Source organism: Anaerocolumna sedimenticola, from assembly GCF_009931695.1.
In the GTDB taxonomy this organism is placed as follows: domain Bacteria; phylum Bacillota; class Clostridia; order Lachnospirales; family Lachnospiraceae; genus Anaerocolumna; species Anaerocolumna sedimenticola.
The window spans coordinates 1,582,728-1,598,252 of sequence record NZ_CP048000.1; the positions used below are offsets into that span (position 1 = coordinate 1,582,728).

The following is a 15,525-nucleotide window of genomic DNA, read 5'->3' on the forward strand; positions in this document are numbered from 1 at the left end:
CATTATTCGTCTCCGCCAAGAACAACATCGGAATCATTGATACGAGCGGATTAGGATTATACAGTCAATAGAAAGGTGAATATTAAGGAAAACCGCTGTCTTATGCATATAAAAAATTGTTAGGAGCAGCTGCCGAAAAAGGGTTTTTATTCAAAAAAAAGTGCGTATAAGCACAACAATCTATTGACAATGTGCGCGAATGCATATATAATGGTATACATATACAAAAACTAACAAATAATGATATAATTTAATAAATTATGTCAAATAAAAATTAATTACGAACGTCTACTTGTTAACAGTTTCATTATTATATGGGCTGCTCCAATAATTTAACATAAGTTAATAGGTAGCTAAGAGATGGAGGATAAGTAATGATTCATTTATCAGGAATAGATGAATGCAAAGTTATGATTGAAACACTTGCTGATTTGGTTCATGGCGGAATTTTATTCTGTGTAATTGAAGGGGATACCGTTGTATGGAGGAAAAAATCAAGCTCTTTTGATTTGGATATTTTGAACGTTGGTTTTCGTTTGGATGAGACTACTACCACCATGAAAGCAATCCGGGATAAAAAAGTCATGATTCAGAATGTATCCAGAAGTGTATATGGTAAAAGATTAAAGATATCTTCCTTACCTATAATTAAGGAGGATGGAGAACCTTTTGGTGCCTTAACCATTGTAGTACCTCTCTTACACCCGGTTGGTGCTTCTTTTTATGATTTTGCTCCGATTTTAGCTGAAATGTTTAACGAAGGTGCATTTCTTTATATGACCGATTTAAATAAAGTTGCTTATAGACAGGATTCTGTAAAATTCCAGGTCCCGATGTTTGAAATAGGATATGAACTAAAGGAAACAGATGTTGCTTATCAAGTTATCAGAGAAAAAAAGCCAAAAAGTGTCGAACTGGATGCTTCTAAATTTGGCGTTCCCGTATTTGTTGCCAATTTTCCGCTTTTTGATGAAGAAAATGCAAATGATATCGTTGCAACTTTAGGAATCATTATGCCAAAGCAAAATGCAGTGGTATTACGTGAAATGTCAGGCAATCTTGAAAACAGTCTGTCAGGTATTTCCTCAGCCTTGCAGCAATTAGCTGCGTCAGCGACGGAGATTCATACCAATGAACAGGTTTTAAATGATACAATTACAGAAATAACAGGGATTTCAGAGGAGATTAAGTCAGTATCTGCTTTTATTAAACAAATAGCGGAGCAGACCAAGATGCTGGGTCTAAACGCCTCAATTGAAGCTGCAAGGGCAGGAGAAGCCGGTCGTGGTTTTGCCGTAGTTGCCGATGAAATCAAAAAATTGTCTGATCAATCAAAAAGTACAGTACCCAAAATTAATAAATTGACAGATGACATTAAAAGTAAAGTGGAAGATGCCAGCTTAAAAAGTAAAAATTCCTTAAATGCCAGTCAGGAACAAGCTGCTGCAACAGAAGAAATTACTTCAAGTATAGAGGAGATAACTACAATGTCAATGGAACTTGGTAAGATGGCATTGGAAGTTTAAACGGTTATTTTAAAGCAGAGTGTAACAGTTTAAGATGATTCCTTATTTTTCTGATAAATTATAAATTTAGCGAACCGAATCACTTCGTTTCTTTCATTGTCGTTTAATTGTTGATAGAGGCTTAAGAATTCGGCCAGTAAGTCATCACAGGGTATAGAATCAGCAGCAGTATTCTCGTTAGGCTTATTATGGAAGGGGGATTCCGGGAACTCTCCCGTAAGTAACCATTCCACACTGGTATCCAGGTTTTTGGCAATAAAATAAAGTACATCTGCCTGAGGAATAGCATTTTTATTTTCGATCCTTCCAATATTTGTATGATGAATACCTGATAAATTACCTAATTCTGCCTGGGTTAACCCTTTTTTTAGTCGTAAATCTTTTAATCTGCCGCCTAAATTAGTCATAGTAATACCCCCCTGTATTATAGTAGCAAGTGAGAAAACGGTTAACTTGAGAAAAGAATCTCAAAGTGAAAAGATATATAGATTTTAACAAATTTTAGTGAATTTTTCTATAGTTTATTATAAATTTATAGTAAATACATAGGAATTAAACAATAGCGTTCTCGTAAGAACCCTCCGCGTTCTGAGATAAAACAGAGTCTGGTAACCCAGACTCTGTTTTATCTTAGAACGTGCAGTCACTTTAGTGACAGGTTTCAAAAGGTAACTATCCTTTTGCGGTGTTCATAAATATCCTGCCTGGAGGGCTTTCATGCAATAGGATGATTTTCTATTGTATAGAAAAGGCTAAGATCACTCATCTTAGCCTTTTTAAAAATATTATGTTATTTATAATTCCGGTTTAAGCTGTTTCATATTCTTCGATTATGTTTTTAATTCGGGAAGAAACGATATCGGCTATTTCACCGGATTTCATTCCCTGATAGTCCTCGTAATATAAAGGTTCCAGATAATGGATCTGTACGGTTAATTTCGATACGGAGTGGGTATCAAATGCCTTATAAGAATCAATAATTGCTACCGGAACGATGGGACATTTCGCGTTCATGGCACATTTAAAACTGCCGCCTTTAAATTCCTGTATTTGATTTTTGTTTCTTGACCGGGTTCCCTCGGGAAATATTAAATAATTACGGCCTTCTTTTACTTCTTTTGTAACTTCCATCATAATCTTCATAGATTGCCGTACATCTTCCCGGTCTATAAATTTTGACTGCAATATATGAAAAATCTGTTTCAGGAAAAAAATGTTTTCAACTTCTCTTTTTGATACGGTGGCAAAAGGCTTTTCATGGGTTTCCAACAGGATTAAGGCATCAAACATACCCTGATGATTGGAATACATAATGTAGCCATTTTCTTTAGGAAGATTGGAAAGGCCATAACACATTATCTTAACGCGCCCTTTACGGTTCGCGACGGTGGTCAGCCGGTGCAGCATGGCATATCTGGTGGGTTCATCATACTTATCAATATTACAGTAACTGAATATTTTATACAACCAATAAGGTAATTGAAAGAAACAACGAATGACCATCAATATAATTCGTTCCATAGTAACCTCCATGAGTATAATTACGTTTTGTATTATACTTTCATTATCTTATAAAGCTCTTATTAAGTTTAAGAAGCTCTTAAATGAGGCTCTTTTATAATTAATAAGTTCTTCTTTATTATTGACATTTATACTATTATAAACCATTTTAAACCATTATAAAACCCTTATAATAGTATAAAATTTTTAATAATTAGAAAGAACTTATATCATTATAATTTACATGATATCGTAACCTTTTAGCATTCTTGCTCTGCTGGGATGCCTTAATTTTCTTAAAGCTTTTGCTTCAATCTGCCTGATTCTTTCACGAGTTACGTTAAATTCCTTGCCAACTTCCTCCAAAGTCCTGGTCCTACCGTCTTTTAACCCAAATCTCAGGATTAGCACTCGTTGCTCCCGTTCTGTTAATGTTTCCAGTAATTTAGATATCTGATCCTGCAATACGGAATAGGAAGCAGCATCTTCCGGTCCCATAATGGAATCGTCTTTAATAAAATCTCCTAAATGGCTGTCATCTTCCTCACCAATTGGTGTATCCAAAGAAATAGGATCAGCAGAAACTTTAAGAATCTCTCTGACTTTTTCAATAGGAAGTTTCATAGCGTCAGCAATTTCCTGTTCGGAAGGCTCACGGCCCAATTCCTGTAGAAGACTTCTGGATACACGGTAAGTTTTATTAATTACCTCAGACATATGTACCGGAATACGAATGGTACGTGACTGATCGGCTATGGATCTGGTAATTGCCTGACGGATCCACCAGGTAGCATAGGTACTGAATTTATACCCTTTATTATAATCAAATTTATCTACCGCTTTTATTAAGCCTAAATTACCCTCCTGAATTAAATCCAGAAAAGATAACCCGCGGCCAACATAACGTTTTGCTATACTTACCACTAACCTTAGATTGGATTCTGCTAATACCTGCTTTGCATGAGCATCTCCTTCTTCAATTTTCTTGGCAAGCTCAATCTCTTCTGCAACGGACAACAGAGGATAACTGCCGATTTCCTTTAAATATAACTTAACCGGGTCATCGGACATCGTTCCCACCATGGAGAAATCATCTAAATCTAAAAGGGCAGCTTCATCGCTGTCTTCTAATTCCATTATAATTTCATCGTCCGGTTCGTCTTCTTCAATAGGATTTAGAATTACAATATTGTGTGCTTCAAGATACTCATATATTTTATCAATTTGCCTGACATCCAGGTTCATCTCTTTAAAAAAGTCATTTACCTTACCTATTTCAACAACACCTTTATTATCATTGGCATAGGATAATAATTCTCTTAATTTTTCTTCAAAATTATGTGCTACTTCGCTCATCATATTCCTCCATGGGTCTGGTTGCTTGTAATGTACAATAAAAAAAGAAACTATTTACAAAATTAAGAGTCCCTTTTTTATAGTATGATTAATCACGGGACATTTCATGCAAAAATATTTAGTAAATAAGTTTCCTGGGACGATATTATCACCAAATATCATTATAGCACAGGCTGTCCGAGAAGAAAAGAAGATTTTTTATTTTCGACATATTTCGGCTGATATAAAAAGCTGTTTCCAGCCTTGTATCTTATACAATATTAAAGTTTATTATTGAAATCTGAAACGTTGACGAGCGAAGCAATGAAGCGAAATTATGTATTTCATATATATAACCTTTTATGACTTTTATTATAAGTTATGATTAACTTTTTATTTTGTGATAAATTTATAACTATTGTGCTTACAATAATAAAATAAATGTAATAAAGTGCTGTCTATGTAATAAAGAGCTGCCTATTTAATAGATTCGCTATATATCAGTTTCTGTCTTGAATGAAAAGAAAGAGATACATAAGTTTAAATCTGTATAAAAAGTTGTCTATAAAATAAAATATGTTTGTAAATGATAAAATATCCATTATTTATCTTCAATTTATCGTATAAATAAGGTACTATGTTCTTATTCCTGGATTCCCGGTATTTTCGGCAGCTGTGAAAAACCCATTTCTAAATCTTCATCGGTTGGAATGTAATCAGTCATTTTACCTTCTAAGTATGCATTATAGGCCATCATATCAAAATAACCGGTTCCGGTAAGACCAAAGAGAATGGTTTTGGATTCCCCTGTTTCTTTGCATTTTAATGCTTCATCAATGGCTGTACGTATAGCGTGGGAGGATTCCGGTGCCGGAAGGATGGTTTCCTGTTTCGCAAACAGGCAGGCAGCTTCAAATACTTTGGTCTGTTCAACAGCTACCGCTTCCATATATCCATCATGGTATAGTTTGGACAAGATTGGTGACATTCCATGATATCTTAAACCGCCGGCATGGTTAGCGGAAGGGATAAAGCTGGAGCCTAAGGTGTACATTCTCGCCATCGGAGTTACTTTACCGGTATCACAGAAATCATATGCATATTTACCTCGGGTTAAGGAAGGACAGGATGCAGGTTCCACTGCTATAATTCTTGGATCTGCTTTGCCAAGAAGTTTATCCTGCATAAAAGGAGCTATTAAGCCACCCAGATTAGAGCCGCCGCCGGCACAGCCGATTATAATATCCGGGTATTCGCCCAGTATCTCCATAGCTGTTTTGGTTTCCAGGCCAATAACTGACTGATGCAGCAGCACCTGGTTTAATACGGAACCTAATACATAACGGCAGCCCTCTGTTGTAACGGCCTTTTCCACTGCCTCTGAGATTGCGCAGCCAAGGCTTCCGCCTGTTCCTGGGTTTTCAGCTAAAATCTTACGTCCTGCATTCGTGGTTTCACTTGGACTGGGAATTATGGTTGCATCAAAGGTCTGTATTATGGATTTACGGAATGGTTTTTGTTCATAAGAGCATTTAACCATGTATACGGTAAGAGGGATATTATAATAAGAACAAGCTTCTGCCAATGCAGTACCCCATTGTCCCGCACCAGTTTCCGTTGTCAGGCTTGTTAAGCCCTGTTCCTTTGCATAATATGCCTGGGCAACTGCAGAGTTTAATTTGTGGCTCCCGGAGGTGTTGTTACCTTCAAATTTGTAGTATATTTTAGCCGGAGTGCCAAGTGCTTTTTCTAAATTGTAGGCACGGATTAAAGGAGATGGACGGTACATTTTATAAAAGTCCTGTATCTCCTCCGGAATATCAACATATTTTGTTTCCGCATCCATTTCCTGGTGGGCGAGCTTTTTACAGAAGACCGGATATAAATCTTCTTCCGCAGTCGGTTTAAAGGTTCCGGGGTTTAACATGGGATCCGGCTGCTCTTTCATGTCGGCGCGAAGATTATACCATTTCGAAGGCATCTGCTCCTCTGTTAGATAGAGTCTGTGTGGAATTTTTGCCATAATAAATTTCTCCTTTCGATAATTGATTTGTTTCTTAATGAATGCGGGTATAATATTTACTATCGTAAATATATATTCAATTTAGCACCTTTCCCTCAAACACTATAAATATCTATGATCAAAGGGCTTTTGACCCTCGAACCTGATGTTTTAAGATATAAAAAAAGACCTTTGTCTCAGTAAATTACTGGGACAAAAGTCTATATCTGCTTCTGCGGTACCACCCTGTTTGGTGAAAAATCACCCTCTTATTCCATATACGCTTCATATATGCTCCCAGGATAACGGGTGGAGTTCCCGTTAGGCATTACTCGGCCGTTAGCCTTTCTTCCCAACCTCTTAAGTCCATTCCGTCCGGCTTCTATTACCTTAATCACACCAATATAAGGCTCTCTGAAAATGAAATGCCGTGCGTACTCTTCTTAATCAACGGTTTATTAATATTTATTCATTTACTATATTATATTGTGAATTTTATACATTGTCAATTATAAAGTTTGTAAAATTTCTTAAAGCTTTTGTTAAAATTCGGCATATTGTGAAAGAAGTATGAAATAATATATAAATCGCTTGACAAATAAGTAAACTAACAATAAATTATTCTTAACAGGATATAACTGTTTATATTAAGGAGGTAACAAATGCCATATATTAATACAAAAACCAATACCGTTATAACAAAAGAAAAAGAAATAGAAATTAAGAAAAAGTTTGGAAAAGCAATAGAATTAATTCCTGGTAAAAGTGAAAATTGGCTTATGGTTTCCTTTGAAGATCATTGTTCCATGTATTTTAAAGGTAAATCCGACGACAGTATGGCTTTTGTGGAAGTAAAATTGTTTGGTAGTGCAGATTCAGGAGCGTATAATAAGCTAACAGCAGCTATAACCAAGATATTAAAGGAAGAACTGGATATTAACCCGGACCATATTTATGTGAAATATGAAGAAGTTAGTAATTGGGGCTGGAATGGAAGTAATTTTTAATGCTAGTAAAGAAAAAGCGTGAAATATATATTCACTAATTTTAATTCATCCGTAATACCAAGGCAAAATTGACCGTATATACCGATCGATAATCATCGGGTAAAGAGAAAGAGTGATGAATATGATGAAAATTAAGAAAATGAGCTTTACCATAGTAATGGCAATATGTTTATCTGTTACTATACCGGTTTCCACACCATTATACAGTAATGTCATAGAAGCGGAAGCGGCAGCTGCTGTGAAATTAAATATTACAAAAACCTCTGTTTATATAGGTGATACTGTAAAACTTAAGTTAAGCGGTACAACAAAATCCATAAAATGGTCCAGCAGCAATAAGAGTATTGCCAAGGTATCAACGTCCGGAGTGGTTACCGGTTTAAAAAAAGGAACGGTAAAGATTACTGCCACTGTGGGAACAAAAAAATATATCAGTACCATAGCGGTTCAGAAAAAAACACTTACTGCTGAACAGATTTATGAGAAATGTTCCAAAGCCACGGTGGAAATCGTTGCAGAAGTAGATGGAGATAAATATAACTTAGGTTCCGGTTTCTTTTTAGATAATGGGAAAGTGGTAACAAATCTTCATGTGGTAGCTGGAGCAGAAAAGATACAGGTAACGAACTATAGCGGAACAACTTTTGATGTACAGGAGATTCTGGGATATGATAAAGATATTGACCTGGCGGTATTAAAAATTAATTCTAAAAATGATTATTTGATTCAAAATCAGGAAGGAGTTACGGCAGGAGAATCCGTATATATCCTTGGCAGTCCCTTAGGATTAACAGGGTCGTTTGCTGACGGAATGGTATCTTCCCCATCAAGAAAGATCGAGGGAGTTGATTACATACAGGTAACTGCACCAATGTCACCGGGAAACAGCGGAGGACCGCTTATTAACAGATATGGTGAAGTAATGGGTATTAATACCTGGCAGTTTGCAGATGGTCAAAACCTGAATTTTTCCATTAATATTGATGAGATAAGCGGGGTAAATACGGATAATCCGATCAGTGTTTCGGGATTTCATGATATAACCCAAAGCTACAGAGACAGTTCTGATGAAGACACCGCATTTAGCGCCTCTGATGCGTCAGTACAACAAAACCAATTGACGGATTTCAAGAAAATTTCAGATCTTTTTAGTGGTTTAAATGGAAACTTCTACGCCGCATATATTTTAGTACCCAATGAGGATGGTACAAATTATAATTGGATACTGCCTCAGTAAAACAATGAATTTACCGGTTTAACTGAAGTTTTTTCCTTGTTTATAAATAAGTAAAAAGAAACCCTGGGGTTTTTTCAATGATATTAAATGAAAACCCCGGGGAGTTTTATGTCCTATGTAAATAAGATGCAAGTATTTTATTAAATATTAAAACCAAAGTAGTCCAAAATACCATCATAAATTGCATATGCAAAATCGTGTTGCCTGGTACTTAGTTTCTCGATGCTTTCAGAATTTGTTATGTAAGCAAGTTCAACCAAAGTAGAAGGCATATTCGTTCTTCGCAGTACATACAGAGATGGATTAATCCGGACACCATTATTTTTTGTATCTAATCGGCTTACGATAGCCGGTAAGATACGTTCAGCTAAATAGTAGGATTGGGTATAATTCTGATATACGTAACATTCCGTTCCGTTAATAGCAGAATCTTCATTGGCATTACAATGGATACCGATAAAATAATCGGCTGGCCAGGAATTTGCCAGACGAACCCTTTCAGCAAGGCTGGATGTGTTGCTGTAACCTAGCGACTGTTCAGGCGAAGTTCTGGAGGTACGGGCTTCAAACCGGGAATCTGCGTTTAAGATATTAGCAAGCTCAATTCCAACCGCATAAGTAATATCCTGTTCGCGTAATCCAAAACCTTCTTCTCCGGCATAAACGCCGTTTGGGTTATGTCCCTGGTCTATAAATATACGAATAGCCAAAATAACGTTCTCCTTCAATATTTTATAACATAATATTCATCAATGACCAGATTGATACTGGAAAATAAGAAGACGTTTAAATTAGGTTTCTATTGACAAAGATGAAACAGGTAGTATAATTTATTGTGTGCATATGCACAATAATAATGAAGATATAAGATCTATACGGTAGTTACTCAATTAACTAATACATAGGAAAGCTTAGAAAGGAGATACTTTATGCCCAGAAGTGCAAAATGCAGAAAGGTATGTGCTGAGTTTGACCATAAAGTATTTACACCGGAAGATAACAGGTTAGGTTATATTGTTTTAAGTGTAGATGAACTTGAGGCACTTCGTCTTTGCGATTTGGAGGATTTAGAGCAGGAAGATGCTGCTAAAAAAATGGGTATATCCAGAGGAACCTTTCAGCGAATTCTATATTCAGGCAGGCATAAAACCGTGGAAGCTCTGTGTGATGGGAAAGGAATATTGGTTCAGGGCGGAAATTACGAAATTACAGAAAGAGATTGTCACTGTGACTTTGGTTGTAAGCGGTGTAAAAAGCAGCCTTAAGAGATTCAGAAAAAATTTAAGAATAGGAGAAATAATATGAGCGAAACTTTTGAATCACAAAGCAGCTGTTCCAGCGATTGCGGGAGCTGCAGTGCAAATTGTTCATCCAGGCAACCATCCAAGGAGGATTTCTTAGTACCACTTAATCCATATAGCAAGGTTAAGAAAGTAATCGGAATTGTAAGCGGCAAGGGCGGAGTCGGTAAATCCTTTATTACTTCTTACCTTTCCGTACTAATGAACCGGAAGGGATATAACACCGGTATATTAGACGCAGATATTACCGGGCCATCCATTCCGAAAGCTTTTGGTATTCACAGCAAAGCCGCCGGCAATGAATTGGGAATTCTGCCGGCAGTAACGAAAAATGGTATTAAGGTGATGTCCGTTAACTTATTACTGGAAACAGAGGATACCCCTGTTATCTGGCGCGGACCTGTAATCGCCGGAACTGTAAAGCAATTCTGGTCCGAAGTGCTTTGGGAAGATGTTGATTATATGTTTGTAGATATGCCGCCGGGAACCGGAGATGTACCTTTAACGGTATTCCAGTCCTTACCTGTCGATGGTCTTATCATTGTTACCTCACCTCAGGAACTGGTATCCATGATTGTATCAAAAGCAGTAAATATGGCTAATGCCATGGATATACCAATCCTTGGTTTAATTGAAAATTACAGTTATATCAAATGTGGAAATTGCGGTGAAAAAATCAGTGTATTCGGAACCAGCCACATAGATGAGATTGCAAATAAATATGATCTTCCTGTACTTGGTAAGGTTCCGATTGATCCTGCAATTGCAGCAGCTATTGATGGAGAAAAAGTGGAAGAGTTAAAAGGGGAATGGCTGGATCTTGCAGCAGAAACCATAGAAATTGTTCATAAAGTAAGAGAAAATACTTCCGTTTCAGAAAAAATATCAGCAGCAGATGAAAAAGCTGCAACCATAAAAATAGCAGTAACTGTAGATGAAAATAATGATGTATTTCAGCATTTTGGGAAATCAGATAAATTTAATCTATATGAAATACGCGGAGAGGAATTAATCAGCAAAACAACTCTTAACAGTAATGGAAGCGGCCATTCCGAATTAGTAACCCTTCTAACCGACCAAAAGGTAAATGTACTTATCTGCGGCGGAATCGGCATGGGTGCCATGGAAGGTCTTATGGATGCCGGAATATTGGTTGTGCCGGGAGCAAAAGGAGATGCAGATGTGGTTACAGCCGCTTATCTGGATGGCAGTTTGGCAGAAAGTACGGAACCCAATTGTGACCATCATGATCATAATGAAGAAGCTTGCAGCAGTGAATGTAAATGTCATGAATAATCTTTGATGCGGGTGACGAAAGTCCATTTTAAGTATATTTTGCGTATACGGTATATTCTACGAATATACCGTATACGCACGCTGGTATTCGCTCAGAATACAAAGATGGACTTTTGACACTCATTTCATTATTCATATTTAATGCTAATCAGTATGATGAGGTTTTTAGCCTGAAAGAAATATCCTGGCAAAAGTCTGGCTATTATTCGTTTGGTCTTGCCTCATGTTTGGAATCTATAAATCTGGCACGTTTAATTGCATCTGTTCCGAACTTGTTACGGATACTGTCAAGTGCCTTGTCTAACTTTTCTAATTTTTCATTTTTAGCCATATCAAATAAATTCATCTGAGTATAATCTTCTGAACTCAATTTCGTAGTCCGGATCCCTAATAGCCGTATTGGAGTACCATCCCAGAATTCCTTTAAAAGTCGGCATGCAGTTTCATGAATGGTGTTGGTAGTGTTGGTTGGTGACAGTAAGGTAGTCTGATGGGTTTGATGATTAAAATCACAGTCGGTAAGTTCAACCGTGACACAACTGCATTTAACATCACCTGCACGAAGTCTGGCAGATACGGTTTCACTTAAAGATAATAATACAAGATTTGCAGTTTCATAATCAGTAACGTCCTTGGATAAAGTGGTACTGTTCCCATAACCTTTATTGGGGGATTCCGTGGATTCAACGGAATCGCTATTTATCCCATGGGCGTATTCATATATTACCTGACCGTGTTTATTTCCTAAGTGTGCTTTTAATATGCGGATATCCGTATGAGCAATATCTCCGATGGTAATCAAACCTAAACCGTGTAATATCTTACTGGTGGAACGGCCTACGAAATACAATTCTTCCAAAGGAAGCGGCCACATTTTAACAGGTATTTCATTGGTAAATAAAGTATGGACCATATCCGGTTTTTGAAAATCGGATGCCATTTTGGCTAAAAGTTTATTGGATGAGATACCGATATTTACGGTAAAACCAAGTTCATTTTTGACCCGGTCTTTTATGCCGTAAGCGGTCTCAATCGGAGAAGAGTTAAGGCAAGCCCCGGTCATGTCAAGGAATGCTTCATCAATGGAAAAAGGTTCAATATCGGGAGTATACTGGTGTAATAGGTTTAATAAACTCCGGGAATATCTCTCATATAATGTATGGTTTGGCGGAACCAAAAGAAGGTCCGGACATTTTAGCAAAGCTTGGTGGATTGGTTCTCCGGTCTGGATATTATACTTTTTGGCAGGAGTGGATTTGGCAAGAATAATGCCATGCCGTTTTGCAGTATCGCCTCCTACTGCAGAAGGAATGGTCCTTAAATCCAGAACTTCGCCTAGAACTTCTTTTCGGTAAACCGCTTCCCAGCTTAAAAATGCAGAGTTAACATCAACGTGAAAAATAATTCTTTCCTGCAAGGAAAATCCCTCCTTTTAGTTTTTTGTTAATTATAGGTAATTGCGAAACTATTTTAGTTTTCTGAATATACCATACAATTAATACGAATTTCATAGCTTCAGTTGCCCGTTGGGCAAGATTCAGCTTCGTATTTAACGATAGCCCCAATTACAGTTTAATAAATATAGTTTACAGCAAGGTTTAAAAATAGGCAATATAGAAACAATATACATATGAATGATGTGATTCGTATTCTATACAGTAAGAGAGCAAAAACAAAAGGGGTTTTAAGAAAGTTTCCGGATTCTACATTGATAAAACTATAACAAAAAAAGCTTTTCGTGATAATTTATATTTCTTTTTCTATAAAAATAGGTTATAATAACAAAAAGTTGTGTAACAGCTTATACAATAAAATAGAAGAAGATGGAGGTATATTATGTTAGTATCAGCAAAAGAGATGCTTAATAAAGCAAAAGCAGGCCATTATGCATTAGGCCAATTTAATATCAATAATCTTGAATGGACTAAGGCAGTATTATTAACAGCTCAAGAGTTAAATTCACCTGTTATTCTTGGTGTATCTGAGGGTGCCGGAAAATATATGTGCGGTTATAAGACAATAGTTGGTATGGTTAACGGAATGTTAGAAGAATTAAAAATAACTGTACCCGTTGCTTTACATCTTGATCACGGCAGTTATGAAGGCGCATTAAAATGTATCGAAGCTGGTTTCTCATCTGTTATGTTTGACGGTTCCCATTATCCAATTGATGAAAATATAGCTAAAACTACAGAATTAGTTAAAATATGTGGTGATAAAGGAATATCCATAGAAGCAGAAGTTGGTTCCATTGGCGGAGAAGAAGATGGTGTTATCGGTGCCGGTGAAGTTGCAGATCCTAAGGAATGTAAAGCAATTGCAGATCTTGGTGTAACAATGCTTGCTGCAGGTATCGGTAATATTCACGGAAAATATCCTGAAAACTGGGCTGGACTTAGCTTTGAAACCTTAGATGCAATTCAGCAATTAACAGGATCCATGCCTTTAGTTCTTCACGGTGGTACCGGTATACCGGAAGATATGATTAAAAAAGCGATTTCCCTTGGTGTTGCCAAGATTAACGTTAATACAGAATGCCAGTTATCCTTTGCTGCGGCTACACGTAAGTACATTGAAGAAGGCAAGGATTTAGCCGGTAAAGGTTTTGACCCTCGTAAACTTTTAGCTCCTGGTACGGACGCTATTAAGGCTACAGTAAAAGAAAAGATGGAATTATTCGGTTCAGTAGGCAAAGCTTAATTTTTGTTTTACGTTGAAATAAATAATAAATTGGGATGTTGTTAAATATTACATTTTACAACATCCCGATTTTTTTTATTTCCGCGAAAGCAAAGAGAGCATTAGCATGCTTGCTTGCAATAATTCGAACGCGCACGCGCGCGGAAGAAACTCGCAAAACGTGTTTCTTTCGGTTTCGGTACCTTTAAAAAACACCTGGCTGTGCAGGAAACGCAATATCATTCGTAAGTTTTACCTAATAAAAGGACTAACTTCAAGCCGATTAATTATAATTAAGATTTAAGAATTAACACTCTTTACAACTTTTTTTGATAACCACAAATGAAATAAGAGACCACCCAGGATGCAGAGAAACATACCAAAAGCCAGAGCGATAGAAAGATTTTCTTTGGCAATTCGGCCAAATACGATGTTGATTACCGTCATCATACTATTTATATACATAGAATTATAGGATAATGCAGTAGCCCGGTTAGAGGTTGTAATTTCACGGTTTTGCAGTTCGCTGCTTATAGGACTGAATAGATTGAAGGATATTCTAAGTAAAATAATACAGAGAACAGATAATAACGGATTTATACTGAATACTAAAATGCAGCAGGATAAGGCACTTACACCGTAAATTAATGTAATAATTCTGTGCTCTCCAAGCCGTCTGCTTAATCTGACGGAATATAATCCCAGAAAACCTACTAAATTAATTCCGATATAAATAATTCCCATGTACTGCGGTGATATGCCGCTCCGTAAATACTGTAACTGGCTCAGGAAAACAGTTATGGTCTGATGGGTTTGTGATAAACAGGCTATAGCTGTCAGCAGCAGTAAGTGCCTTTTATTCGTGATGATTCCCTTAATGAATTGCGGTATGGATGCATTTAATTCTTTAGCTGCCCTTTCATGAGAAATTTCTTTTAAACCAAACGATAAAACAGCAGCTAATCCGTAGCTGATTACCGTAAGAAACCCTGCCAACCGGTAATGATCTCTTATAAAGACCGAATATACGAAAGCGGCAATTACTAATCCCAAAGTTGATAAATTAAAATACATAGTGAATACTTTTTGACTTTTTCCTTTTTCACAGGATAGGTATAAAATACTCTCATCACATCCGGAAAGTCCGGCGCATACAAAACCAAGTAATATTCTTTCCAGCAAAAAACCTGTAAAACCACTGGCCTGCCAAAAAATAATTTTCGAAATGAAATAGAAAGAACAATTAATTACCATTGTTTTTTTATAACCGATTTTATCGGCAGCAATACCCCATGGAACTTCAAGAAGTATCTGGCATATAAAAGAGATACTTTCAATTACGGCAATTTGTAAAATGTCAATACCTGCTGCTTGCCGGTATAGGGTAGCAATAGGTGCATAAAAAATTAACCCTTGAAGCAAAGCTATGGTGTACATAATTCGTATATTCTTTTTACAATACATTTACTGTATTCCTCCAAATTTAAGCATGATAAAAAGGCCCGACTAAACCGAGCAGAAAAATTAACATTTTATTAAACTTAAATTGGACAATACATAGTTTATAAACTCCTTAAATATTAAATGTATCTTTTTTTACTGCAATCCTATACCGAATAAATATTAGAGTAATCCCGTTATA

The 15,525-nt window shown here is 36.6% G+C and carries 13 protein-coding genes, 1 pseudogene and 1 other annotated feature; of the genes and pseudogenes, 7 read left to right on the forward strand and 7 right to left on the reverse strand.

The genetic code is table 11. From position 1 onward, the window contains the following. The first annotated feature begins 374 nt into the window (after positions 1 to 374). The gene (locus Ana3638_RS25690) at positions 375 to 1,526 is read left to right on the forward strand and encodes a methyl-accepting chemotaxis protein (protein ID WP_161837396.1); all 1,152 of its coding nucleotides are present in this window, start codon (positions 375 to 377) and stop codon (positions 1,524 to 1,526) included. A gap of 29 nt (positions 1,527 to 1,555) precedes the next feature. Here Ana3638_RS25690 and Ana3638_RS07070 read toward each other — a convergent pair whose 3' ends face one another. From Ana3638_RS07070 to Ana3638_RS07085, 4 genes are all read right to left on the reverse strand, one after another. Next, positions 1,556 to 1,933, reverse strand: coding sequence for a helix-turn-helix domain-containing protein (locus Ana3638_RS07070; RefSeq protein WP_161837397.1), 378 nt, complete (start codon positions 1,931 to 1,933; stop codon positions 1,556 to 1,558). 400 nt (positions 1,934 to 2,333) lie between these two features. Further along, positions 2,334 to 3,047 (reverse strand): lysophospholipid acyltransferase family protein, encoded by a 714-nt coding sequence (locus Ana3638_RS07075; RefSeq protein WP_161837398.1) that lies wholly within the window; start codon positions 3,045 to 3,047, stop codon positions 2,334 to 2,336. A gap of 219 nt (positions 3,048 to 3,266) precedes the next feature. Next, positions 3,267 to 4,382 carry an RNA polymerase sigma factor RpoD gene (gene rpoD, locus Ana3638_RS07080; RefSeq protein WP_161837399.1) on the reverse strand — a complete coding sequence of 372 codons (1,116 nt, stop codon included), beginning with the start codon at positions 4,380 to 4,382 and terminating at the stop codon, positions 3,267 to 3,269. 622 nt (positions 4,383 to 5,004) lie between these two features. Continuing rightward, entirely contained in the window at positions 5,005 to 6,384 is a 1,380-nt protein-coding gene (locus Ana3638_RS07085; protein WP_161837400.1) for a TrpB-like pyridoxal phosphate-dependent enzyme, read from the reverse strand. Positions 6,385 to 6,569: 185 nt separating this feature from the next. Continuing rightward, positions 6,570 to 6,823 (reverse strand) — a binding site (T-box leader). Positions 6,824 to 7,025: 202 nt separating this feature from the next. Here Ana3638_RS07085 and Ana3638_RS07090 point away from each other — a divergent pair. Together Ana3638_RS07090 and Ana3638_RS07095 are read left to right on the forward strand one after the other, a co-directional pair. Further along, on the forward strand, positions 7,026 to 7,370 hold the full coding sequence (locus Ana3638_RS07090; RefSeq protein WP_161837401.1) for a phenylpyruvate tautomerase MIF-related protein: 345 nt from the start codon (positions 7,026 to 7,028) through the stop codon (positions 7,368 to 7,370). Between the two features lie 115 nt (positions 7,371 to 7,485). Then, a complete protein-coding gene (locus Ana3638_RS07095) occupies positions 7,486 to 8,607 on the forward strand; it encodes a trypsin-like peptidase domain-containing protein (protein WP_161837402.1) in 1,122 nt (373 codons plus the stop codon). A gap of 140 nt (positions 8,608 to 8,747) precedes the next feature. On the opposite strand, the gene Ana3638_RS07100 is transcribed toward Ana3638_RS07095, so the two are convergent. Next, positions 8,748 to 9,317: an N-acetylmuramoyl-L-alanine amidase family protein gene (locus tag Ana3638_RS07100; RefSeq protein ID WP_161837403.1), complete on the reverse strand. Its 570-nt coding sequence runs from the start codon at positions 9,315 to 9,317 to the stop codon at positions 8,748 to 8,750. A gap of 219 nt (positions 9,318 to 9,536) precedes the next feature. Here Ana3638_RS07100 and Ana3638_RS07105 point away from each other — a divergent pair, with 219 nt between their 5' ends. From Ana3638_RS07105 to Ana3638_RS26730, 3 genes and pseudogenes are all read left to right on the forward strand, one after another. Further along, positions 9,537 to 9,872, forward strand: a complete 336-nt coding sequence (locus Ana3638_RS07105) for a DUF134 domain-containing protein (protein WP_161837404.1) — start codon at positions 9,537 to 9,539, stop codon at positions 9,870 to 9,872. Between the two features lie 36 nt (positions 9,873 to 9,908). After that, positions 9,909 to 10,748, forward strand: a pseudogene (locus Ana3638_RS07110) (P-loop NTPase); the annotation flags it as partial. A gap of 78 nt (positions 10,749 to 10,826) precedes the next feature. Continuing rightward, on the forward strand, positions 10,827 to 11,204 hold the full coding sequence (locus tag Ana3638_RS26730; RefSeq protein WP_334297134.1) for a NifB/NifX family molybdenum-iron cluster-binding protein: 378 nt from the start codon (positions 10,827 to 10,829) through the stop codon (positions 11,202 to 11,204). A gap of 202 nt (positions 11,205 to 11,406) precedes the next feature. On the opposite strand, the gene Ana3638_RS07115 is transcribed toward Ana3638_RS26730, so the two are convergent. Next, positions 11,407 to 12,621, reverse strand: coding sequence for a Y-family DNA polymerase (locus tag Ana3638_RS07115; RefSeq protein ID WP_161837406.1), 1,215 nt, complete (start codon positions 12,619 to 12,621; stop codon positions 11,407 to 11,409). A gap of 419 nt (positions 12,622 to 13,040) precedes the next feature. Here Ana3638_RS07115 and fba point away from each other — a divergent pair, with 419 nt between their 5' ends. Next, positions 13,041 to 13,904, forward strand: a complete 864-nt coding sequence (gene fba, locus Ana3638_RS07120) for a class II fructose-1,6-bisphosphate aldolase (protein WP_161837407.1) — start codon at positions 13,041 to 13,043, stop codon at positions 13,902 to 13,904. A gap of 279 nt (positions 13,905 to 14,183) precedes the next feature. Here the strand turns inward: fba and Ana3638_RS07125 are convergent, their stop codons facing one another. Continuing rightward, the gene (locus tag Ana3638_RS07125) at positions 14,184 to 15,347 is read right to left on the reverse strand and encodes an MFS transporter (RefSeq protein WP_161837408.1); all 1,164 of its coding nucleotides are present in this window, start codon (positions 15,345 to 15,347) and stop codon (positions 14,184 to 14,186) included. Positions 15,348 to 15,525: the final 178 nt, after the last annotated feature.